Here is a 23,731-nt window from a genome sequence, read left to right on the forward strand (position 1 = left end):
TCAGCATGAGGTCGTGCCTTGGCAGCAAATATCGACCTCATCCTGAGGTGCGGAGCAAAGCGAAGCCTCGAAGGATGTGCCGTGAGGTTCGACGGCACCGCTTGGCCCTTATTCCGCCGCGACGAAAGCCTCGATCTTCTCGACCTTGGCGGCGCAGAACTTGAACTCCGGGATCTTGCCGAAGGGATCGAGCTGCGGATTGGTCAGCATGTTCGCCGCCGCCTCGTTGAAGCAGAAGGGGATGAAGACCATCCCCTCCGGCACGTCGCGGTCGGCGCGCACGGTCAGGGCAATCTCGCCACGCCGCGTGCCGACCTTCACCATGTCGCCGGCCTGCAGGCCCATTATGGAAAGCTGGCGCGGGTTGAGGCTGGCCACCGCCTCCGGCTCCAGGCTGTCGAGCACCGAAGCCCGGCGGGTCATAGCGCCGGTATGCCAGTGTTCCAGCATGCGGCCCGTGGTCAGCACCAGGGGATAGTCGTCGTCCGGCAACTCGTCCGGCGGCACCAGCCCGGCGGGCACGATCTTCGCCCGGCCGTCGCCGGTCGGGAAACCCTCGGCAAAGAGAATCTCGTTGCCCGGCACGTCAGGACCGTCGACCGGATAGGTCACTGCGTCCTCGCTGACCAGGCGATTCCAGGAGATGTTCTGCAGCGAGGGCATGACCTCCACCATTTCGGTGAAGACATCCTTGGGGTGGCTGTAGGACCAGTCGAGACCCAGGCGTGTCGCTAACTCCTGGATCAACTCCCAGTCCTGGCGCGCCTCGCCCGGCGGTTCGGCGACGGGCCGCGCCAACTGAACCTCGCGGTTGGTATTGGTGAAGCTGCCCCATTTCTCGGCATGGGCCGAGGCCGGCAGGATGACATCGGCATGCCAGGCGGTCTCGGTCAGGAAGATATCCTGCACGACGAGGTGCTCCAGTTTCGCCAGGGCCTGACGCGCATGGGCCTGATCGGGATCGGACATGGCCGGGTTCTCACCCATGATGTACATGCCCCTGATCTGGCCGGCGATGACAGCGTCGACGATTTCGACGACCGTCAGACCGCGCTTGGGGTCCAACTCGGTGCCCCAGAATTCCTCATAACCCTTGCGGACATCTTCGGCCTCGACCGACCTGTAGTCCGGGAAGACCATGGGAATGAGCCCGGCGTCGGAGGCGCCCTGCACGTTGTTCTGGCCGCGCAGCGGATGCAGGCCGGTACCCGGCCGCCCGACCTGGCCAGTGATCATGGTCAATGCGATCAGGCAGCGCGCGTTGTCGGTGCCGTGGACGTGCTGGGAAATGCCCATGCCCCAGAAGATGATCGACCGCTCGGAGCGGGCATAGAGCCTTGCCACATCGCGGATCGTAGCCGCATCAATGCCGCAAACCTCCTCCATCGCCTCTGGTGAAAACTCCTGCACCATGGTTTTCAGTTCTTCGAAACCGCTGGTGTGGGCCTGGATATACTGCTGGTCGGTCAGCCCCTCTTCGATGATGGTGTAGATCATCGCGTTCAACAGCGCCACGTCACGGCCCGGCTTGAATTGCAGGTGCGCATAGGCATAGCGATTCATCTGCTGGCCGCGTGGATCCATGACCACGATCTTGGCGCCGCGCTTGGCGGCGTTCTTCAGGAAGGTTGCCGCCACCGGGTGGTTCTGGGTCGGCCGCGCCCCGATGATGATCATGCAGTCACTGTCTTTGGCCGCCGTGAAAGGCGCAGTCACCGCGCCGGAGCCGATGCCCTCCATTAGTGCCGCCACCGAGGAGGCATGGCAGAGGCGCGTGCAGTGATCAACGTTGTTGGTATGGAAGGCGGTGCGGATCAGCTTCTGGAAGAGATAGGCTTCCTCGTTGGAGCCCTTGGCGGAACCGAACCCGGCCAGCCCGGCTGGGCCGTTTTCCTCATAAACCTTCTTCAAACCACCGGCTGCGCGGTCGAGCGCCTCTTCCCAGGTCGCTTCGCGGAAGTGGGTCCAGGGATTAGTCGGATCGACCTGGTCGTCCCACTTCTTTGGGGCATCCTCGCGCCGGATCATCGGTTTGGTCAGACGGTGCGGCGAGTAGATGTAGTCCCAGCCGAAACGCCCTTTCACGCAGAGCCGGTTCTGGTTGGCCGGCCCGTTGCGTCCGTCGATGTAGAGGATCTTGTCGTCCTTCACATGCACCTTGGTCTGGCAGCCGACACCGCAGTAGGGACAGAGGGTGTCGACCGAGCGATCCTCGAAATGCACCCGGGTGCCGTTCTCGTCAAGCAGGCTGGCCTCCATCAGCGCGCCGGTCGGACAGGCCTGGACGCATTCCCCGCAGGCAACGCAGGTCGACTCGCCCATGGGATCGTCGAAGTCGAAAATCACCTTGGAGCCATGGCCCCGGAAAGCCATACCGATGACATCGTTCACCTGCACTTCGCGGCAGGCGCGGACACAGAGATTGCAGTTGATGCAGGCGTCCAGATTCACTGCCATGGCCGGATGACTGACGTCCGGCGCCCAGGTCTCCCGCGCCGGGAAGCGGCTTTCCGTCACGCCGATGTCCGATGCCCAGTTCCAAAACTTGCTGTCCGGGTCGTGGGAGGTCTCGCGCTTGGGCTGGTCGGCGACCAGCAGTTCGAAGACCAGGGCGCGGGCCTTTTCGGCGCGCTCGCTGGCCGAGGTCACCACCATGCCTTCGCGCGGCTCGCGGATGCAGGAGGCCGCCAACACCCGCTCGCCCTCGATCTCCACCATACAGGCGCGGCAGTTGCCGTCGGCGCGGTAGCCCGGCTCCGGGCTATAGCAAAGATGAGGCAGCTTGGTACCCTCGCGGGCGGCGGCCTGCCAGATCGTCTCGCCCGGCGCCGCTTCGATCTCCCGGCCATCGAGGGTGAAGCGCACGACATCCTGTTTCGGCAAGGCGGTCATTTCAGCTCCTCCGGAAAATACTTGAGGACAGAGGTCAAAGGATTGGGCGCGGCCTGACCCAGACCGCAGATGGAAGCATCGCGCATGACCTGGCAAAGCTCTTCCAACAGCGGCACGTCCCAGGACTTTTCGCCCATCAGCTTCACGGCTTTCTCAGTGCCGTTGCGGCAGGGCGTGCACTGGCCGCAGGACTCGTCCTCGAAGAACCGCATCAGGTTCAGGGCCGCCGCCTTCACGTCGTCCTTATCCGAGAGGATCACCACGGCGTGGGAGCCGACGAAGCAGCCGAACTTGTCCAGGGCCCCGAACTCCAGAGGCTGGTCGCCCATGGCCGCGGGCAGGATACCGCCGGAAGCCCCGCCGGGCAGATAAGCATGAAAGCTGTGACCCTCGGCCATGCCGTCGCAGAACTCATCGATCAACTCCTGCACCGTGATGCCGGCCGGGGCCAGTTTTACACCCGGCGACTTCACCCGCCCGGAAACAGAGTAGGAGCGCAGGCCCTTGCCGCCGTTGCGGCCCTCCGCCGCGAACCAGTCCGCACCCTTCTCGACGATGTCGCGCACCCAGTACATCGTCTCGACATTCTGGTTCAGGGTCGGTTTGCCAAAGAGGCCGACCTCGGCGATGTAGGGCGGGCGGTGCCGCGGCAGACCGCGCTTGCCTTCGATGGATTCCAGCATCGCCGACTCTTCGCCGCAGATGTAAGCCCCGGCGCCGCGCCGCAACTCGATCGGGCAATGCCTGGTCAGGCCCGCCGCCTCCAGCCTGGTGATCTCACGGCGGAGGACTTCGAGCACCGCCGGATACTCGTCGCGCATGTAGATGTAACAGCGCTCGCAGCCGACCGCCCAGGCGGCAACCAGGGTTCCTTCCAGGAAACGGTGCGGATCGCTTTCCAGGTAATGCCGGTCCTTGAAGGTGCCGGGTTCGCCCTCATCGCCATTGATGGTCATCAGCCGCGGGCCGGGGAAACCGCGCACGATCTCCCACTTCTTGCCGGTCGGGAAACCGGCCCCGCCGAGACCGCGCAGCCCTGAGTGGGACAAGGCCTCAACCAGGGACTCCGGGGTACGCTCGCCGGCCAGGCAGGACCGCAGCAAGGCGTAGCCGCCCGCGGCGGCGTAGGCGTCGAAATCGCTGTAGGCGGGAATCTCGGCATGATGGTCCTGGTCGACCGCCGCCGTCAGGTTCTCGACCGTCGCGTTGTCGACGTGGCGGTGGCCGACCTCGGCCACCGGGGCGCAGTGGCAGCGGCCCATGCAAGGCGCGGGCACAACGCGAACCTGATCGCCGACGGCTTTGGGCAGGTCTTTCAGGAGATCCTGGGCGCCCATCATCTCGCAGGTAATCGAGTCACAGACCCGGATCGTCAGCGGCGGCGGTGGCGCCTCGCCATCCAGCACGATGTCGAAATGGGCGTAGAAGGAGGCGACCTCGAAAACAGCCGCCATCGGCAGGTTCATCTCTTCCGAGAGCGCGCGCAGATGACGCGCCGCCAGATGGCCATACGCGTCCTGGATCAGATGCAGATGCTCGATCAGCAGATCAGGGCGTCGCGGCCGGTCGCCGAGCAACGCCTGGACCTCCGACAAGGCCTCCAGGTCGAGCTGCCGGCCTTTGGGGGTCAGGGGAGCTTTGCGCCGGCCTGAACCTGGATGAATCTGCCGCTCAAATGGGCGCGGCGTTCCCTCTGGCATCGATCTCGTCTCCGATCCTACAGCAACACGTCGGGGACCGTTGAAACGGCCTCTTTTGTCCAGGGGCGACAATAGACCCTCAGGCCCGATTTACTAAGGAGATTTGTAGCCTTACCGGCACCCAAAACTTGGCTATGACCGACGTTTTTGACGACTTTGAGACAGATCCGCAGGTCGCAGAGGGCGCGCAGAGGCAGCAGGGATTCCAATGCCTTCGCCCAGGGCGCTGCCATTGCCCCCCTCACGCTGCCCTGAGCGCCTGGCGGACCGTCTGGCCGATCTCGGCGGCCGAGGTGGCAACCGTGACCCCCGCAGCGCGCAGGGCCTCGATCTTCTCGGCCGCGCCCCCCTGACCGAAGACGTTCACCGTGCCGGCATGGCCCATGCGGCGTTCGGTCGGCGCGTGAACGCCTGCCACGTAGGCCACCACCGGTTTGCGGGACCGGTTGGCCTTCAGATAGGACGCCGCCTCTTCCTCATCGCTGCCGCCGATTTCCCCAAGAAGGACCACACAGTCCGTGTCCGGGTCCTGGAAAAAGAGTTCCAGGCAGTCAACGAAACCCAGGCCGTGCACCGGATCACCACCGATACCGATGGCCGTCGACTGTCCGAGGCGCTGGGCGGAGATCTGCTCAATCACCTCGGAGGTCAAGGACGCGGATCGCGAGGCGATGCCGACCTTCCCCGACCGTTCCAGATGGGCCGGCATGACCCCAATCTTGCAGCGCCCGGGGCTGAGGATGCCTTGCGAATTCGGCCCGATAAGGCGTGTTCCGGAACCCTCAAGGCGGTGTTTCACCCTGACCATGTCGAGCACGGGGATCCGTTCAGTCACGCAGACCACCAGCGGGAGTTCGGCATCTATGGCCTCGATGATCGCATCCGCCGCCGCGGCCGGCGGCACAAAGACCGCCGAAGCCGTCGCCCCGGTCGCCTCCACCGCCTCGGCAACCCTGTCGAAAACAGGCAAGCCCAAGTGCCTGCGCCCACCCTTGCCGGGCACGACACCGCCAACGACCTTGGTGCCGTAAGCGATGGCGCGCTCCATGTGGTAGCTGGCCTGTTTTCCGGTGAAGCCCTGGCAGATCACCTTGGTGTCGTTGTCGATGAGGATCGCCATTACGCCGCCTCCTTCCCGGCGGCAGCGGTCACCATGTCCGCCGCCTGCCCGACAGTGTCCGCAAAGCTGACCCGCACACCCTGAGCCTTCAGGATCTTGCGCGCCAACTCGCCGTTGGTGCCCGCCGCCCGAAGAATCAGCGGGACCCGCAACCCTTCCGACTTGCAGGCCGCCGCGATGCCTTCGGCAACGGTGTCGCAACGCAGGATTCCGCCGCCATAGATATTGACCAGAATCGCGGCAACCTTCGGGTTGCGCAGCAAGAGCCGGAATCCCTCGGCGACCTGGTTGCGGGTTGCCTCCGGCCGGATGTCCATGAAATCCGCCGGCTCGCCACCGCGCTGTTTCAGAAGATCCACCGTCGCCAGGGCCAGGCCGGCACCGTTCACCATCACCCCGATGTTGCCGTCCAGATGCACGTAGTTCAGCGCAAAACGCTGTGCTTCCAACTCCGTCGGATCGAGGTCCTCTTCATCGCGCAACACCGCCAGATCCTGATGACGGAACAAAGCGTTGTCATCCAGGATCATCTTCACGTCGAGCGCCGTCAGAGAGCCGTCGTTGGTGAGGGCCAGCGGATTGATTTCGATAAGACTGGCGTCGAGATCATGAAAAGCCTTGCAGACCGCTTTCATGATCTCCACCGCCTGAGCGCGCGCCGCACCGTCGAGCCCAAGCCGGGCAGCGAATTCCGCCGCCGTCCCTTCGGCGAGGTCCGTGGCCGGGTCGACCGTTAGCTGCAACATCGCTTCCGGGGCGGCTGCCATGCGGTCTTCTATGTCGCTGCCCCCGTGTTTTGCCGCGATCAGCGATACCCGCCCCAAGCTGCGGTCCACCAGCGCGGCGAGATAGATTTCGCGGGCGGCGCCGACCGCTTGTTCCACATAGACCTTGCGGACCAGCTTGCCCCGGGCGCCGGTTTGCGGCGTCACCAGCCGCTGCCCCAAGAGAGCTTCAGCGGCCGTACCGACAGCCTCGCTGCTGGAGGCCATGCGGACCCCGCCGGCGTCATGACGCCGCCCGGCATGGATCTGGGCTTTCACCGCCCAGCTGGCCCCGCCGAGAGCCTCGGCCGCCGCGACAGCTTGTTCCGCGGTCGACACCACCTTGCCCTTGGGACAAGGCACGCCAAAGCGGCTCAACAGCTCTTTTGCCTGGTATTCGTGAAGGTTCATGGTCCGCCCGCCCCTTTGTCGTTCTTATGGAAAAACAGGGCCTAAGGCCGCTCTCTAGCCTCAGTGCTTCAACGCTCAATCTTCTGGTATATGGTATACCAGAAGACAGCAAACGGCAATCTCTTTCTCTTGGCCCCTGCCCCAAATCCAAACCCCGGCCTGAAGAGCGCTGCCCTCAGGCTGCTCTGTCTGAACCGCCACGCACCCGGTCACGGATCAGCTTGAAGAGGGGCATCAGGATCAGAATGATCGCGATTACAGTGATCGTTCCGGAAATCGGCCGGGTCACGAAGATCGAGAAATCGCCATCGGAAATCATCAGCGATTGCCGCAGCTTCGGTTCGGCGATGGGCCCCAGGACGATAGCCAGGACCGCCGGCGCCAGCGGATAGTCCAGCTTGCGCAGAAGGTAGCCGACCACGCCGAAGACCAACATCAGCCAGACATCGAACAACCGCTGTGTGGCCGCATAGCCGCCGATCACGCTGAGCGCGAAGATGACCGGCGCCAGAATGGTGAAAGGCATCCGCAGCACCCAGAGAAACAGCGGGATCATGAAGACGTTTGCCAGAAGCGCAAAGAGGTTCGCGACATAGAGACTGGCGGTGAGGCCCCAGACCAACTCGGGCTCGTCGACGAACAGCGTCGGGCCCGGAGTGATGCCCCATATCACCATGGCCCCCAACAGGATCGCCGTTGTCGGCGAGCCCGGAATGCCCAGGGTGAGCATCGGCAGCATGGAACCGGTGGAGGCGGCGTTATTGGCCGCTTCCGGCGCGACCACGCCCGCCACCTCACCCTTGCCGAAGTTGTCGGCGTTCTTGCTCGTCATCTTGGCGACGCCATAGGCCATCAGCGCCCCCGGGGTTGCACCGGCAGCTGGCAGGATTCCGACAAAGTAACCGAGGAAAGAGGAAGACACGGCGATCTTCCAGGTGCCCAGGAGCTCCTTCACGTTCCCCAGCATCCGGTTCACGGTGATCACCGCTTTTGACATCGTGCTGTTGCCGCGGCTGACCTCGATGGTCCAGAGCATCTCCCCGATGCCGTAGATGCCGATTGCCAGGACCAGGAAGTTGATCTGGTTCAGGAAGCCGTCAAGGTTGAAGAGCAGCAGCCGCGGCTCACCGGTTATGAAGTCGAAACCGACGGTGCTGAGAACCAGGCCGATGGCGATGGAGAAAATGGTTTTCGGGATGTCATCGCCACTGAGACCGACGAAGGTGGCGAAAGCAAGCAGCATAAGGGCGAAGATTTCCGGATCGCCGAAACTGAGCGCGACCGAAGCCAGCGGCGGTGCGAAGCCGGTGAACAGGATGACCGACAGGGTGCCACCGAAAAAAGAAGCGACGGCGGCCGCCAGCAAGGCTTTGTCCGCAAGCCCCTTCAGGGCGAGGGGCCTGCCGTCGAAGGTGGTGGCGACGGCGGTCGAGGCGCCCGGAATGCCCAGCATGATGGAAGAGATAGCCCCGCCATACATGGCGCCGTAGTAGATCGCAGCCAGGAAAATGATCGCCGACGTCGGCGGCACGAGAAAGGTCATCGGGACCAGGATCGCCACGCCGTTCACGGAGCCCAGACCCGGCATGGCGCCGATGAACAGACCGACGACGACGCCCAGCACTACCAACCCGAGATTCAAGGGTTGGAAGGCAATCAGGAAACCATCGAACAGGTGTTGAAGAATCTCCACGGGGACTCGCTCTCTACCTCAAAGTTGGTGTCAGACCCTCATGCCCCGGCCCGAAGGCAGAAGCGGAAATCGCCCTCTTGCCCCTGCGGGCCTAGAGAAAAATGTCGTACAGCGGAAGGAAAAGCGGTTCGAGATAGCCTTTCGGCATGATCACCCTCAGAGCCACATCGAAGAAGAAAAACACCACGACCGGGGCGGAAAGCGCGATCGCCAGCGTTGTCGTCCAGCTATGGCGCCCCAGGAAACGTATGTAGTAGATCAGGAAAAGCGGCAGCGCCCCGAAAACGCCCAGAATGTGGATGAGCCCGATCATCACGGTGACGCCGCCACCGACCAGGGCAAAGCGCTTTACGGCATCCCGATCCATAAAGGGTTGATTGGACTGCGACGGCGGGCTGGAGCGGCGGAACCAGTTGATGACGATCCAGACGCAGGACGCCAGCATGATCGCCGCAAGCCAGAAAGGAAAGGCACCCCCACCCGGCCCTTCGCCGGGCAGCCAGCCGATGGGAAGTTCCGCGGACTTCCACATCAGGTAGATGGAAAAGGCCGCCAGCAAGATAGCCGTCGTGAGTTCTGCACGGCGCATGATGGCGGCCCTCCCCTATCCCAGGATGACTTTTGTGGAACCGATGGCGTTGCCTAGAGGGCGCCCATCCGCTCCAACATCTGGCGGTGGTTTTCCCGCTCTGCCATCCAATAGCTCTTCAGTTCTTCACCGGTCATGAAGGCGCCCTGCAGGGCCCGCTTGTTGCGGTAGTCCTGCCACTCCGGCGAGTCGAAGACCTTTTGGAAAAGCGCCTGATAATAGGCCGCGGCTTCGTCGCTCATGCCCGGCGCACCGACGACGGAACGCTGCATCAGGTAAACGAAATCCTTGCCCAGTTCCTTGAAGGTCGGCGCATCGGGGAAGATGTTGATGCGTTCGGTCGTGAAAGCCGCCAGCGGCACGGTGTCGCCGGCCTTATAGAAACCTTCCTGTTCGGAGGGATTGTTCACCGTGGAGTTGGCGTGCTGACCGGCCAGCTGCTTGGCCACAGCGCCACCGCCCTTGTAGGGCACGTACTTCATCTCCAGGCCGTAGGCCGCGTTGAGGAAGTCGGTGAGCAGTTGGTCTTCCTGCAGTTTGCCGGTCCCGGCCATGACCCAATCGCTGCCGGCGGCTTTTGCCTTGGCAACGAAATCATCAACGTTCTTGATGCCGGAGTCTTTGTGAACCCAAAGCAGGAAAGTGTCTTCCGCCATGCGGGCAATCGGCGTGAAGGTCGCAATATCGATCTTCAAGTTCGGCTGCCGCAGCGGTGTCGTGTAGAAGCTGTTCAAGGTCACCATGATGGTGTGATCGGGGTCGGACTTTGCCTTCCCGTTCAGATGAATCAAAGCTTCCGCACCGGAACCGCCAGGCTTGTTGATCGGTGTCAGGGGCTTGGACGCCCAACCGTTCTTCTCGATCACGGTCTGCAACAGACGCGCCATCTTGTCGGCGCCGCCGCCCTGGCCGGCCATGATCACGAACTCAACAGGCTTCTTTGGTTCCCAGGCCTGCGCCGCCGTGCTTACGAAAGTGGAAAGCGCGGCCCCAAGGCCCGCAACCACAGCACAACCCATGATCACTCTTCTTGAAACGTACATTGTCCTAACCTCCCGGTTTTTGGATAGGCCCTGAGGGTATTCCCCATTAAGTTGAAAACCCAGCACAAAGTCGGCTTGACAGCGTATCCCGTTATTTTTCTTGCATCTCCACAGCCTTTCGGACCTCAGCTATGGCATGTGGTATACAAAATACCGTCATAGCCAACCGAGGTCCACTATTCTTATCACCGAATTGAAATTTCGTTAAATGTGCCGCACTGCAACAATTGCAGATGTTTCTACTGGATTTCTACTCTCTTCGACTAAATCGTTATTTGACAGCCTCTTAGAAGGTTCTGTCAGGCCTACCACCGCATGCAATTTGAACGAGAGACGCAGCCTATTACGCAGACGCAAAAGAACGATTATAAATCAACCTGAAAGCTAAGGGTGAACATGCTTTAGCGGTATTGTTGCAAAATCATCGACTTAAGTATATGCAACTTGGGCGCGCAATACACAAAAGAGGGTGAAGCCGGGGGACTACCCGACCCTTTGGCCCGGCCCGATCCCCTGCTAGGTAGCGGACTCATAAGCTTCGCACCAGATTCTGACAGCGGCGATTTTGATGAAGGCGAGGAAGGCATGTGATGTCTTGTCGTATCGGGTTGCGATGCGCCGGAAGGATTTCTTGATACGGCCGATGAAGCGCTCGACCTTGTTGCGTTGACGATAGAGTTCCCGGTCGAATGGGATCGGTATCTTGCGGTCGGATTTGGAGGGGATCACCGCTTCCGCTCCCTTCTCCCAGATCAGGTTTCGAATGTGGTTGGCGTCGTATGCCTTGTCGGCCAGAACAGCCTGTCCGGGTTGCAAGTCCCCCAGCAGAAGCGGCGCCACCGGCCCGTCATGGGCCTGTCCCGGCGTCAGGTGGACCTTCAACGGTAGCCCCCATTCATTGACCAGAACGTGGATTTTTGTGGTCAGACCGCCACGTGAACGACCCATGCATCGTCGGGGATCGTTTTTTTGAGCGTGGCCCCGGCGTGATGCACGCGCACCGACGTGCCGTCGATCATCACCACATCGCCGTTGTGAGCATCCACCACCGCGTCCATGACCCGGTCCCAGACGCCGGCCCGGGTCCAGCGGCGGAAGCGGTTGTACACAGTGGTATAGGGGCCGTAGCGCCCGGGCAGGTCGCGCCACGGACAGCCGGTGCGCAACACGTAGAAGATGCCATTCAGAACCTGCCGGTCATCGCGCCGCTGCACACCCCTCACCTTGTTCGGCAGAATCGGTTGGATGAACCGCCATTCCAGCTCCGTAAGATCATAGCGTGACATGCTCTCCTCCGAACGCCAAACCAGACCATCACAGAATCACAAACCGCTGATCTTGAAAATAGATTTATGAGTGCACTACCTAGTGCATCAGCACGATCGGCATGTCCGCGTGGTCAACGACATGCTGGGTAACCCCGCCCATGACCAGTTCGCGCCGCCGACTCTGGCCATAGGCCCCCATCAGCAGGCAATCGGCGTCGATTTCTTTGGCGCCGGCCAGAAGGGCTTGGCCCACCGCTGATGGGGCCGCTTTGAAGCCGCGCAGGACGGCCTCGATGTCGTGGACGGCAAGGTAGTCTTTGGCCTCCTCGGCGGACACCGGCAGATTCTCGCCTTCCCTGGTCAAAAGCGTGACCGAATCGGCCTTGTTCAGCAACGGCAGGGCCGCAGTGACGGCACGGGCCGATTCGCCGCTGCCGTTCCAGGCAATTGCCACCCGCGCGCCTACGGAGGCGACTGGTTTCGGCGGACACATCAGAACCAGTTTGCCGGTTTCCATCAGGGCCGACTCCAGGGTATTGCGGCCGAGGTTCTGTTCGTGGTCCGGCTGCGCTACAGCGATCAGATCGGCCAACCGGCCCCGCAGTCCGATCACCTGGGCCTGCTTGCCGGTTTCCTCCCGCCAACTGGCCGAAACCCGGTCACGCGGCCAGGGACCGTCGTCCAGTTCGGGAATGTCCCGTTCGCGGCAGTACCGGTCGAAGAGTTCGCGGACCTTGTTTTCCTCTTCGTTCGCCAGGGTACCGGCGGAGGCGACGATCTCCTTGCGCAGGGTGGCCGGAACGAAGACGCCGAAGGGGATCAGGTCCTCGGGCCGCGGGCGACAGTGCAGCGCTTCTAAATGGGCATGGTGGCGGCGGGCAAGGCAGAGGGCGTGATCGAGCACGCCCTCGCCTTTGCCGTCACCACGCAGTGGAACCAGGATCGTACGAACGGTCATCGCAGATGCTCCTTTCGCCGATCCTGTTTCAGGGCCTCTAGAAGAGACCCTGAATCAGGCCGGCCTGATCGAGATGAATGGAATTGGCGGCGGGAACCCGCGGCAAACCGGGCATGGTCATGATCTCGCCGCAGATCGCCACGATGAAGCCGGCACCGGCGGACAGCCGCACTTCGCGCACCGGCACGGCGTGACCCGAAGGTGCCCCGCGCAGGTTCGGGTCAGTCGAGAAGCTGTATTGAGTCTTGGCCATGCAGACCGGCAGGTGACCGTAGCCGGCATCCTCCCACTGCTTCAACTGATCGCGCACCTTCTTGTCGGCGATCGCTTCGCTGGCGCCGTAGATCTGCTGTGCGATGGTGTTGATCTTCTCGAACAGCGGCAGTTCGTCGCTGTAGAGAGGCTTGAAGGCAGCCGCACCGCTGTCGATGAGCCCGACGACCTTGTTGGCCAGTTCCTCGGTCCCTTCCGAGCCCTTGCCCCAGTGTTCGCAGACCACGGCATCGACGCCGAGACCCTGGGTGAATTCCTGGATCGCCGCCAGCTCCGCCTCGCTGTCCTTGATGAAGCGGTTGATACCGACCACGGCCGGTACGCCGAATTTGGCGATGTTGGCGATGTGGCGGCCAAGGTTTTCCAGGCCTTTTTTCACCGCCTCGACGTTCTCGTCACCAAGTGAGTCCTTGGCCACGCCGCCGTGCATCTTCAGCGCCCGTACCGTCGCGACGATAACAACCGCTTCCGGCTTCAGCCCGGCCTTGCGGCATTTGATATCGAAGAACTTCTCGGCGCCCAGGTCGGCGCCAAAACCAGCCTCGGTCACCACATAGTCGGCCAGCTTCAGCGCCGACTTCGTGGCCGAGACCGAGTTACAGCCATGGGCGATGTTGGCGAAGGGACCGCCGTGAATGAAGGCGGGATTGTTCTCCAGCGTCTGCACGAAGTTCGGCATCAGCGCGTCCTTCAGCAGCACCGTCATCGGGCCCTCTGCCTTCAGGTTACGGGCATAGATCGGTTTGCGCTCGCGGGTATAGGCCACCACGATATCACCGAGGCGCTTCTGCAGGTCTTCCAGGCCATCCGCCAGGCAGAAGATCGCCATGACCTCCGAGGCCACGGTGATGTCGAATCCGGTCTGGCGCGGGAAACCGTTGGCGACCCCGCCCAGTGAGGTAACGGTGTCGCGCAGGGCCCGGTCGTTCATGTCGAGCACCCGGCGCCAGGAAACCCGGCGCTCGTCGATGCCCAGTTCGTTGCCCCAGTAGATATGGTTGTCGATCAGTGCCGAGAGCAGGTTGTGTGCCGAGGTGATGGCGTGGAAGTCGCCGGTAAAGTGAAGGTTGATGTCCTCCATCGGCACCACCTGAGCATAGCCGCCGCCGGCGGCGCCGCCCTTCATCCCGAAGCAAGGACCCAGCGAAGGCTCCCGCAGACAGATCATCGCCTTCTTGCCGATCCGATTGAGCCCGTCGCCCAGACCCACCGTCGTGGTGGTCTTGCCCTCGCCCGCCGGGGTCGGCGAGATCGCGGTGACCAGGATCAGCTTACCGTCCGGCTTGGACTTGACCGATTCAAGATAGTCGAAGCTGACCTTCGCCTTGCTCGGTCCATACTGCATAAGCGCGTCGGCCGGCATGTCGAGCTTGGCGCCGACCTCGGTGATCGGCTTCATGCTGGCTTCGCGGGCGATTTCGATATCGGACTTGGGCATCTTCTGGTTCTCTGCCTGTTATCTATTGATTGCTGTGTTTCCCGCCGTCCCGCAGTGACGCTGTGGAACGGAAACCCAAAGCCTCCCGGTTTAACCGCCGAGGGCCAACCCTTCAACCAAACCGGCCTTTGCCGCAAAATCGCCGGCGGAAATCTTCTTATCGTCATGGGGGCGAACCCGCTCGACCCGCACCGCGCCGCCCACAGCCGCGACCGTGAAGCTGTCGCCGTCAACGGCGATGACCCGGCCCGGATCGCCCTCGCCCTCAACCTTGCGGGAGTCGAAGATCTTCACTTCATTGCCGTTGAAGGTAGTCCAGGCGCCCGGCGCCGGATTGGTCCCGCGAATCAGGTTGTAGACCTCGTCCACCGGCTTCGACCAATCAATCTCCGCATCGGCCTTGCGGCACCAGCTTTCGTAGGTCTTCTTGCTGTGGTCCTGGTCGATTGCCGGCGCCTTGCCGTCGCGGACCAGGTCCACCGCCTCGACCATCGCATCCACACCCATGGGGAAGAGCTGGTTGAAATACAGCGTACCCAGGGTGTCGTCGGGACCGATTTCCACGGTCTTCTGCAGCAGGACCGGGCCTTCGTCGAGGCCTTCGTCCGGCCAGAAAATCGTCAAGCCGGTTTCCTTGCGGCCCATGATGATCGGCCAGTTGATCGAACTGGGGCCGCGGTGCAGCGGCAGCAAGGAAGGGTGATACTGGATCGTTCCCTTTTCGGGAATGTCGAGCACCGGCTGGGGCACGAAAAGCGTCACATAGGCCATGACGCAGAGGTCGGGCGAAAAGGAGCGCATCAAATCTTCGGCTTCCGGGGTCTTCCAGGACGCCGGCTGATGCAGCGGCAAGCCCTTTTCCAGCGCGAACTCCTTCAGGGGATCGGTCGGCCGCCCCTCCTTATCCGGCGCGCAGAAGACGCCAACGACGTTCTCCCCACGCTCCAAGAGTTTCTCGAGAACAGCCTTGCCGAAGGCCTCCTGGCCATGGACGACGATCCGCATTCCTGCACTTCCCCCGTGTTATGCCGGACCCCGAAAGGCCGGATTGATCAACCGTGATTCCCGCCGGACCTGCTGATCCGGCGGCGACATCAATCGTTCACTCTGCGGCGGCCTGCTCGGGCATGTCGCCCAGCGCGCCACTGCTCCAAGTCTCTTGGATTTCCTCCTCCGAAAGGCCCAGAACCTGTCCCAGGATCTCATCGGTATGCTCGCCCAGCAGAGGTGAACGGGTCACCTCCGAGGGTGAAGCCGACAGTTTCACCGGGTTGCCGACGGTCAGGTACTTGCCCCGTTCCGGGTGATCGACCTCGACGATGGTCCCGGTCTCCCGCAGGCTCGGCTCCTCCGCCAGTTCCTTCATGGAGAGGATCGGCCCGCAGGGAATGTTCAGCGGGTTGCAGGCCTCCATGACCTCGAACTTGGTCTTGGTCTTGGTCCAGTCTTCGATGGTGTCGAAGATCTGCGGGATCTTGTCGAGCCGCGCCTCCGGCTTTGCATAGCCGGGATCTTCCTTCCACTCCGGCTTGCCGATCAGATCGCAGATGTTGCCCCAGACAGCCGCCTGGGTGATGAAGTAAACATAGGCGTTGGGGTCGCTCTCCCAGCCCTTGCACTTCACGATCCAGCCGGGCTGGCCGCCGCCTGAGTCATTGCCGGCCCGCGGCGTGGCTTCGCCGAACCCGATGCCCTGACCGAACTGGCTGTATTCCTTCAAAGGTCCGTGTTCCAGGCGCTGCTGATCGCGGAGCTTCACCCGGCAGAGGTTCAGCACGCCGTCCTGCATGGCGGCCAGAACGCGCTGCCCCTTGCCGGACTTCTCGCGGTGATAGAGCGCCGTGACGATACCGAGCGCCAAGTGAAGGCCGGTACCGGAATCACCGATCTGCGCGCCCGTTACCGTCGGCGGACCGTCCAGGAAACCGGTCGTCGAGGCCGAACCGCCGGTGCACTGGGCCACGTTCTCATAGACCTTGCAGTCCTCATAGGGACCCGGACCGAAACCCTTCACCGAGGCATAGATCATCCGCGGATTGATCTTCTGCACCTGCTCCCAGCCGAAGCCCATGCGGTCGAGAGCACCGGGGGCGAAGTTCTCCACCAGCACATCGCAGGTCTCCACCAGCTTGGTCAGGATCTCCTTGCCCTTGTCGCTCTTGGTGTTGAGCGTGATGGAGCGCTTGTTGTGATTCAGCATGGTGAAGTAGAGGCTGTCGACATCCGGGATATCGCGCAGCTGGCCGCGGGTGGCATCGCCGACTCCGGGCCGCTCGACCTTGATCACGTCAGCGCCGAACCAGGCCAGCAGCTGCGTACAGGTGGGGCCTGACTGCACATGGGTGAAATCGAGAATGCGGACGCCTTCTAGAGCTTTCATTACGGGCTCCTGTTCCTGAGGAGTTGATACGCTGGCGCTGGATTACTTCTTGGAAACCACAGACTGCGGATTGAGATTGCCGATGCGGCCACTTTCGGTGCCGGCGTTTTCGTCGATGACGGCGTTCACCAGAGCCGGCCGCCCTGAGTCCATCGCTTCGTTCACGGCGCGCTGCAGCTCGTCGGGCGAGGTCACGTAGTAACCGGCGCCGCCGAAAGCCTCCATCATCTTGTCGTAGCGGGCATCCTTGACGAAGACAGTCGTCGCCGCGTCGGCGCCACCGGTCGGATTGACATCGGTGCCGCGATAGATCCCGCCGTTGTTGAACACGACCACACAGACCGGCAGGTTGTAGCGGCAGATCGTTTCGATCTCCATGCCGGAAAAACCGAAGGCGCTGTCGCCCTCGACGGCCAGCACCGGATGCCCTGTTTCCACCGCCGCCGCGATGGCCTGGCCCATGCCGATCCCCATGACGCCCCAGGTGCCGACATCCAGGCGCTTGCGGGGCTTGTGCATGTCGATGATACCGCGGGCGAAGTCGAGGGTGTTGGCGCCTTCGTTCACCAGAATGGCGTCGGGCCGTTCGGCGATGATGGTCTTCAGCACACCCAGCGCACCGTGAAAATCCATCGGCACGTTGTTGTTGCGCAGCCGCGGGGCCATCCGCTCAATATTGGCCTCTTTCTTCGCCGTCACCGCCTGGATCCAGTCCGCCGGCGGCGCGCTCCAGTCGCTGCCCATGCCATTCAGTAGCGCAGAGACGCAGGATCCGATATCGCCGACCAGGGGTGCGGCAATCTCGACGTTGCTGTCCATCTCCTTGGGCTCGATATCGATTTGAACGAACTTCTTGGGCGCCGTCCCCCAGGTCTTGCCCTTACCGTGGGAGAGTAGCCAGTTCAGGCGGGCGCCGATCATCAGGACGACATCGGCCTCCTTCAGCACCAGCGAACGGGCCGGGCCCGCCGACTGCGGATGGGTGTCCGGCAAAAGCCCCTTGGCCATGCTCATCGGCAGATAGGGAAAGCCGCTCTTTTCCACCAGCGCCCGGATTTCCTCGTCGGCCTGCGCATAGGCCGCGCCCTTGCCGAGAATGATCAGCGGGCGCTTGGCACCCTTCAGGACCTCCAGAGCCCGCTCCACCGCCTCCGGCGCCGGCAGCTGGCGCGGCGCGGCATCGATGACCTTGACGAGAGAGGCCGCACCGGCCGCCGCGTCCATGGTCTGGCCCAGCAGCTTTGCCGGCAGATCCAGATAGACGCCGCCGGGGCGCCCGGAAACCGCCGAGCGGATCGCCCGTGCGATGCCGATGCCGATGTCCTCGGCATGCAATACGCGGTAAGCGGCCTTGCACAACGGCTTGGCGATGGCGAGCTGGTCCATCTCCTCATAGTCGCCCTGCTGCAGATCGACGATCTCGCGCTCCGAGGAGCCGGAAATCAGTATCATCGGAAAGCAGTTTGTCGTGGCATGGGCGAGCGCCGTCAGGCCGTTCAGGAAACCGGGGGCCGAGACCGTCATGCAGACGCCCGGCTTCTTTGTAAGGTAGCCGGCGATAGCGGCGGCATAGCCCGCATGCTGTTCATGCCGGAACGACAGAACGCGCAAGCCCTCGGCCTGCATGTAGCGCCCCAGATCGGTGATCGGAATGCCCGGCACGTTATAGATCGTGTTGATGTCGTTGAGCTTCAGCGCGTCGATAACCAGATGGAAACCGTCCGTCAGCGCCTGCGGCGCGGTACCCTCGTCTGCGCTGTTGTCCTGAACCAGCGTGTCGATTGCCGGGTCGCTCATGCCTGTCTCCATCGTTCCTAGTGCTTACGGAAGTGCGCCGGTTGTCCACGGCGTCACTTGATATGGTTCTCAGTCGAGGTAGTCGACGTGCGCCTCGATGTGCGCCGCCAGATTCATCGTATGCTCGCGCGACAAGCGCTCCGCCAACTCGGTGTCCCGCGCCTCCAGCGCCTCAATGATATGCAGGTGGTCGATGATCGAGCGCTTCGCCCGGTCCTGCTCCGAAATGGTGCGCGCCCGGATGCCCTTCATATGAATGAAGAGCCGGTCGGCGGTTTCCTTCAGCAGGGCGCAGCCGCTCAGTTCCAGGATCGACTGGTGAAACTCGATGTTGCGGTCCGAGTATTCGTCGATGTGGGCCTGGACCTGCCCGTTCTCGAAGCTGGTGAAAAGCTTTCGCAGCGAGGCGATCGCCTCATCGGAGGCATTCAGGGTGATCAGGCGTGCCGCCATGCTCTCCAGCGCCGCCCAGACCGTGATCATTTCCAGGATTTCCTTGCGCGACTTGCGCACGATGAAAACGCCGCGCCGCGGGATCACGGTCACCAGCCCTTCCTGCTCGAGACGGGCCAGCGCCTCGCGGATCGGGGTTCGGCTGATCCCAAGCTGCTCGGAAAGTTGCCGTTCGTCGAGCTTTAGCTGCGCGTCGTCGGCATAGATGTTCATCGAGGTGATGCCCTCGCGCAGCGTCTCGTAGATATGCTCCTTCAGACTGAAGGTGCTCTCGATCGGCTTCACTTGGAGCTTGTTCGGCAGCATCGGAGGAGGATCGTTCGGTTGGTTTCAGGGGCAGAGCCGGCACCCGTCTCAGGCGTCTGGTTCTTGGTATACCATAGCCCAGGAACCACGGGGCGACAACAAGATTCCCCCGCTTTTCCGTCAGCCGGTTCCCCTTGATATCCTCATGCATCTTCTGAAAATGGGAAGACAGTACCCTGTTTTATTGGGGTTTATAGCCCCCAGCGGAGAGCCGGTGTGTGAACCGGCGCATCCCAGAGCGCAGCCAATTCGTCGTCCAGCATGGCGACGGTCAGGGAGCAGCCGGCCATCTCCAGAGAGGTCACATAGCTGCCGACCAGTTGGCGCGAAACGGTGATTCCGCGCCGGGTCAGCAGTTGCCGGGCGGCGTTGAACATCAGGTACAGCTCCATCAGAGGGGTGCCGCCGAAGCCGTTCAGCAGAACGAAAGCCTCGCCCTTGGCCTTGTCGCCCAGGTCGGAGGCGATCGCCTCCACCATCTCCTCGGCAATTTCGTTGGCCGAGGCCAGGGCGACGCGGCGGCGCCCGGGCTCGCCGTGGATACCCACGCCCATTTCCATCTCATTGTCGCTCAGTTCAAAGGTCGGCGTACCGGCGGCGGGCACGGTGCAACTGGTCAGTGCCACGCCCATCGAGCGGGTCACGGCATTGGCGCGGTCGCCCAGCGCCTTCAGCGCGGCGAGGTCGCGTCCCTCCTCCGCCGCCGCCCCCAGGATCTTCTCGACGAAAAGCGTACCGGCAACGCCGCGCCGCCCGGTGGAGAAGGTGGAGGTTTCGACCGCCACGTCGTCGTCGGTCAGCACCGTCATGACCTCGCCGCCGGCCATCTCCGCCGCCATTTCGAAGTTCATGACGTCGCCCTCGTAGTTCTTCACGATGAAGAGCGTCCCGGCGCCGCCGTCGACCGCTTCGGCGGCGGCCAGCATCTGATCGGGTGTTGGCGAGGTGAAGACCTGGCCCGGGCAGGCGGCATCCAGCATCCCCTGCCCCACGAAGCCCGCATGCAGCGGTTCATGACCGGAACCGCCGCCGGAAATCAAGGCCACCTTGCCTGGCTTCGGCGCGGCGCGGCGAACGAACTTGTGCTCGTCCCCCAGGGTCAGGATATCGCCATGGGCCGAAACAAAGCCGTCCAGGCTTTCGGTCAGGATGGTTTCCGTGGCATTGATCAGCTTCTTCATGGCTTCCTCCCTAAGGCGCGCCCGGCGGCGGTGCTCAGTTGTCCCTGTTCTCTTCGAATAGCTCCGCAACCTTTTGAACGAAGTCTTCGACGACTTTCTCCAGGGCCCGGTTACGGCTGTCGTGACCCAGATCGGGCAGTTGGATGCGCAGTTCCCGCCTCGGGGCCGCATCCTTGATCAACTCCAGGCGCCGCGGATGCGCCCGCCCATAGGCCGCCAGAAAGGCTTCACGCTCATCGACCGAGAAGTGGCAGATCTCGAAAATGATATCCAGGTGGCGCGCCGGGATGGGAACCGCGTATGCGGGATTTGAGATTTGCGAGATAAAGCTGCGGTTCTTTCCCAGGGCGGTGGCGAGCCGCTGGCGGGTGCCCGAGGGCCTTTTGTCCAACACCGCCTGCAACACCGCTTTGTAGGCGGCCACCGCATCGCCGCTGTCCTGCACCGATCCCTTGGGCGCCTTAGGCATGCGCGCCTGCCAGATCGGTCTCGGCAATGGCGGCCTTTGCGCGTCCCAAGGCCAAGGGCGCCACGGAGAGGCTGCGCAGGCCGCAGCGCAGGAGGCCGGGAATCTCGGAAGGCTCACCCCCCGCATCGCCACAGAGGCTGACATCGCGCTCCATGGCGGCAGCCCCCTCGATCAGCGCGCGGATCAGCTTCAGCACCGCCGGATGGGTGGAATCGTTGAGATCGGCGACGGCGGCGATATCTCGGCCCGCCGCGGTGACGTATTGGGTGAGATCGTTGGAGCCGATGGAGAAGAACGCCGCCTCGGCGAACAGCTCCGGCGCAATGGCGGCCGCCGGCACCTCCACCATCATCCCCAGCGGCGCTTCGCCGCAGGCAACGCCCTCGGCCCGCAATGCGGCCAGCGCTTCGGCATAGAGGCGTCTGGCCTGAGTCAGTTCTTCCGGTCGCGTCACCATGGGCAGCATGATCTTCAGGTTTCCCTGCAATGCGGCCCGCGCCAGGGCCCGAAGTTGCACCTTGAACACCTCCGGCCGTGCCAGCGAAAGACGCAAACCGCGCAGGCCGAGGAAGGGGTTGGACTCGTTGTCAGCAGTCAGGCCGGCAATCGGCTTGTCGCCGCCGGCATCCAGCGTACGGATGACGACCGGCTTGTCGCCGGCCCAGCGCAGAATGCGGCGATAGGCAAGATACTGCTGCTCCTCGTCCGGCAAACCGCCGGGACCGTGGAACAGAAACTCGCTGCGCACCAGCCCGATGCCGTCGCAATCCGCCGGATCAAGATCGTCGAGCTCGTCCGGATCGGCAACGTTGATCATGACGGCAATCGCCGTGCCGTCGCCGGTGACCGCCGGCTTGCCGCGATAACTTTCTTCAAGCCGGCGGTTGTCGCTGGCGGCTTTCCGACGTTGGCTGAAGGCTGCGCGCTCCTGGTCATCCGGATCGACAATCAATATGCCATCGTCGCCGTTCAGCAGAACTTCCCCCGTCTCCGGCAGATCCGCATCCCCGAGGCCGACCACCATGGGCACCCCCCTTGCCCGGGCGAGCATGGCGACGTGGCTGGAAGGGCTGCCCTGGCGCAGCGCCAGCCCCCCGCCCCGGCTCCAGTCGGTTTCCAGAAACCGGCTCGGGGTGATTTCATGGCCGGCGAGCACAGCCCCATCAGGAAGCGCCTGGACACCGGAAGCGCCCCTCAGGTTCCGCAGCACGCGGTCCCTCAGGTCCTTGAGATCGCTGCCGCGGGCCTGGAAGTATTCATCCTCCGCCGCCTCATAGTCGGCAACCTGGGCATCAAGGGCAGCCTGCCAAGCCGCCTCCGCAGCAATTCCCTCGCGGATCGACAACAAGGCGGGCTCAACCAGGGCATCGTCTTCCAGCATGGCAATCTGGAATTCGATGATCCCGGCCGTCTCCTCATCCAACTGATCCATCAAGCCCGCCAGATCCTGCGTGGCGGCGGTGATCGCGCCGCGCAAACGCTCAGCTTCCCCATCGGGGCTCTTGGATTCTGCAACCTGAGCCCCTGCGCCAGCAGAAGACACGTCATCAAGCAGCACCAACGTTCCGGCAGCCAGGCCCGGCGATGCGGGCCTGCCCCTGAATGACCTACCACGCAAGGAACGGGCTCCCGTCTCAGGCATTGGTGGCATCGGCCTTGCCTTCGTCGAAGTCGCGTTCGACCAAAGCCGTCAGCGCGGCCAGGGCCGCTGCGGCGTCCGCGCCCTCGGCACGGAAGAAAAGCGTTGTGTCCTTCGGCGCCTTGGCGGCCATGACCTTGACGATGCTCTTGGCGTCGATCCAGGGCCCCTCCGCCCCGGCGATGGCGAGTTCGATCTGTGCCGTGAAAGTCTTGGCGAGCTTGGTCAGCTTCACCGAGGGCCGGGCGTGAAGGCCAATCTCGTGGGTCATGAAAACTGAAGCTTGTTCCATCTTGTCCGCCGTCTTCGTCAAATCAACCAGTAACAGGCCCAAAACCGAAACCCGCCGTCATGCCGGCGAAAGCTCTTCCGCCGTTCGCCGGACAATGTCGAGCGATGCGCCGCCCGAGGCTTCCGTCGCGGCGATCACCGCGCCCTCGACAATCGGCGCGTTGCAGATCGCAATCCGCTGCTGCCGATCCTCCGGCTGCATCTCGATTGCCATCTCGCTATTGGTCTCCGCGCCGCCGAGGTCAACCAGAATGGCCACTCCGGCTTCGGACCAGGCCGCGTCGATGGCGCTCAGGATGCTTTCAACCGAAGTGCCCAGCCCGCCGTCAGTATCGCCGCCGCAAGAGGCGAGCGGCACCTCTTCACCCACCATCTGGCGCACCATGTCCGCCGTGCCTCGCGCCACATCAGGCGAGTGCGATACAATGACGATCCCCACATTTCTGCTTGCCATTCCTTCTAACCTTCCAGAATCTTAGAGGCCTTCGTTATCATCAAAGATGAAGAACGGGCGCCCGGGTCCATGTGCCCGATCGAGCGCTCGCCCAGAAAGGACGCCCGACCCCGCTCCGCCCGCATGGGGATGGTGGCCTTAGCTGCCTCGGCGGCCGCCACACAGAGCGCCTCGGAGGAGCTGGGATCGTTTTTCAACTGCTCCAAAGCCGGCGCCAGCACGTCGAGCATGGTCTTCTGACCGGGATGCGACTTGCCCCGCGCCATTACCGCCTGCAGGGCCGCATCGAAGGCCGCCACCGTGTCCGCGGCTTTCGGCTTCTCCGGCAGGCTCTTGCCCAGGGTCATGAAGAAGGTGCCGTAGAGCGGCCCAGAGGCACCGCCGACCTTCATCACCAGAGCCATGCCGATCGCTTTCAAGGCTTCGGGCAGGGTCTTTTGCGCCAGCGCATCGATATCAGCCAGAACCGCTTCGGCACCACGCTTCATGTTCACCCCGTGATCGCCGTCGCCGACCGCCTGATCGAGCGCCGTCAGTTCTTCCGCATGGTCGATCACGTCCTGCGCAACGGCCTCTATCAGGCTCCGGCGGCTTGCTGCGTCCTCTAGCATG

The 23,731-nt window shown here is 63.0% G+C and carries 20 protein-coding genes; all 20 read right to left on the reverse strand.

What is annotated here, in order from left to right; translation table 11 throughout:
- Window positions 1-108: 108 nt before the first annotated feature.
- Window positions 109-2,892 carry a formate dehydrogenase subunit alpha gene (gene fdhF, locus ACP146_RS12835; RefSeq protein ID WP_422367152.1) on the reverse strand — a complete coding sequence of 928 codons (2,784 nt, stop codon included), beginning with the start codon at window positions 2,890-2,892 and terminating at the stop codon, window positions 109-111.
- Window positions 2,889-4,592: an NADH-ubiquinone oxidoreductase-F iron-sulfur binding region domain-containing protein gene (locus tag ACP146_RS12840; protein WP_422367153.1), complete on the reverse strand. Its 1,704-nt coding sequence runs from the start codon at window positions 4,590-4,592 to the stop codon at window positions 2,889-2,891. The genes fdhF and ACP146_RS12840 overlap by 4 nt, the downstream gene beginning before the upstream one ends.
- A gap of 241 nt (window positions 4,593-4,833) precedes the next feature.
- Window positions 4,834-5,712: a succinate--CoA ligase subunit alpha gene (gene sucD, locus ACP146_RS12845; protein ID WP_422367154.1), complete on the reverse strand. Its 879-nt coding sequence runs from the start codon at window positions 5,710-5,712 to the stop codon at window positions 4,834-4,836.
- Complete coding sequence (gene sucC, locus ACP146_RS12850; protein ID WP_422367155.1) at window positions 5,712-6,887, reverse strand: ADP-forming succinate--CoA ligase subunit beta; 1,176 nt, start codon at window positions 6,885-6,887, stop codon at window positions 5,712-5,714. Before sucC ends, sucD begins: the two co-directional genes overlap by 1 nt.
- A gap of 175 nt (window positions 6,888-7,062) precedes the next feature.
- On the reverse strand, window positions 7,063-8,580 hold the full coding sequence (locus ACP146_RS12855) for a tripartite tricarboxylate transporter permease (RefSeq protein ID WP_422367156.1): 1,518 nt from the start codon (window positions 8,578-8,580) through the stop codon (window positions 7,063-7,065).
- Between the two features lie 91 nt (window positions 8,581-8,671).
- Complete coding sequence (locus tag ACP146_RS12860; RefSeq protein WP_422367157.1) at window positions 8,672-9,169, reverse strand: tripartite tricarboxylate transporter TctB family protein; 498 nt, start codon at window positions 9,167-9,169, stop codon at window positions 8,672-8,674.
- 53 nt (window positions 9,170-9,222) lie between these two features.
- Complete coding sequence (locus ACP146_RS12865) at window positions 9,223-10,188, reverse strand: Bug family tripartite tricarboxylate transporter substrate binding protein (protein WP_422367158.1); 966 nt, start codon at window positions 10,186-10,188, stop codon at window positions 9,223-9,225.
- Window positions 10,189-10,728: 540 nt separating this feature from the next.
- Window positions 10,729-11,498 (reverse strand): IS5 family transposase gene (locus ACP146_RS12870; RefSeq protein ID WP_422365355.1). Its coding sequence is split into 2 segments (ribosomal slippage): window positions 10,729-11,177 and window positions 11,177-11,498, totalling 771 coding nucleotides; the frame shifts between segments, so codons are not numbered across the junction.
- A 79-nt stretch (window positions 11,499-11,577) separates the two neighbouring features.
- The gene (locus ACP146_RS12875; protein ID WP_422367159.1) at window positions 11,578-12,438 is read right to left on the reverse strand and encodes a universal stress protein; all 861 of its coding nucleotides are present in this window, start codon (window positions 12,436-12,438) and stop codon (window positions 11,578-11,580) included.
- Between the two features lie 37 nt (window positions 12,439-12,475).
- Complete coding sequence (locus ACP146_RS12880; RefSeq protein WP_422367160.1) at window positions 12,476-14,149, reverse strand: formate--tetrahydrofolate ligase; 1,674 nt, start codon at window positions 14,147-14,149, stop codon at window positions 12,476-12,478.
- 90 nt (window positions 14,150-14,239) lie between these two features.
- Entirely contained in the window at window positions 14,240-15,154 is a 915-nt protein-coding gene (locus tag ACP146_RS12885) for a methionyl-tRNA formyltransferase (RefSeq protein WP_422367161.1), read from the reverse strand.
- Between the two features lie 97 nt (window positions 15,155-15,251).
- Window positions 15,252-16,529 carry a formyl-CoA transferase gene (gene frc / locus ACP146_RS12890; RefSeq protein ID WP_422367162.1) on the reverse strand — a complete coding sequence of 426 codons (1,278 nt, stop codon included), beginning with the start codon at window positions 16,527-16,529 and terminating at the stop codon, window positions 15,252-15,254.
- Between the two features lie 42 nt (window positions 16,530-16,571).
- Complete coding sequence (gene oxc, locus ACP146_RS12895; protein ID WP_422367163.1) at window positions 16,572-18,326, reverse strand: oxalyl-CoA decarboxylase; 1,755 nt, start codon at window positions 18,324-18,326, stop codon at window positions 16,572-16,574.
- A 69-nt stretch (window positions 18,327-18,395) separates the two neighbouring features.
- Window positions 18,396-19,085, reverse strand: coding sequence for a GntR family transcriptional regulator (locus tag ACP146_RS12900; RefSeq protein WP_422367164.1), 690 nt, complete (start codon window positions 19,083-19,085; stop codon window positions 18,396-18,398).
- Window positions 19,086-19,276: 191 nt separating this feature from the next.
- Entirely contained in the window at window positions 19,277-20,266 is a 990-nt protein-coding gene (gene dhaK / locus ACP146_RS12905) for a dihydroxyacetone kinase subunit DhaK (protein ID WP_422367165.1), read from the reverse strand.
- 34 nt (window positions 20,267-20,300) lie between these two features.
- Window positions 20,301-20,735, reverse strand: a complete 435-nt coding sequence (locus ACP146_RS12910; RefSeq protein ID WP_422367166.1) for a hypothetical protein — start codon at window positions 20,733-20,735, stop codon at window positions 20,301-20,303.
- Window positions 20,728-22,386, reverse strand: coding sequence for a phosphoenolpyruvate--protein phosphotransferase (gene ptsP / locus ACP146_RS12915; protein WP_422367167.1), 1,659 nt, complete (start codon window positions 22,384-22,386; stop codon window positions 20,728-20,730). Before ptsP ends, ACP146_RS12910 begins: the two co-directional genes overlap by 8 nt.
- Complete coding sequence (locus ACP146_RS12920) at window positions 22,370-22,666, reverse strand: HPr family phosphocarrier protein (RefSeq protein WP_425032684.1); 297 nt, start codon at window positions 22,664-22,666, stop codon at window positions 22,370-22,372. The genes ptsP and ACP146_RS12920 overlap by 17 nt, the downstream gene beginning before the upstream one ends.
- A 57-nt stretch (window positions 22,667-22,723) precedes the next feature.
- Window positions 22,724-23,119, reverse strand: coding sequence for a dihydroxyacetone kinase phosphoryl donor subunit DhaM (dhaM, locus tag ACP146_RS12925; protein WP_422367169.1), 396 nt, complete (start codon window positions 23,117-23,119; stop codon window positions 22,724-22,726).
- 5 nt (window positions 23,120-23,124) lie between these two features.
- Window positions 23,125-23,730, reverse strand: coding sequence for a dihydroxyacetone kinase subunit DhaL (dhaL, locus tag ACP146_RS12930; protein WP_422367170.1), 606 nt, complete (start codon window positions 23,728-23,730; stop codon window positions 23,125-23,127).
- Between the last annotated feature and the right edge of the window lies 1 nt (window position 23,731).

Source organism: Pelagibius sp., assembly GCF_965249265.1.
Classification (GTDB): Bacteria; Pseudomonadota; Alphaproteobacteria; order Kiloniellales; family Kiloniellaceae; genus Pelagibius.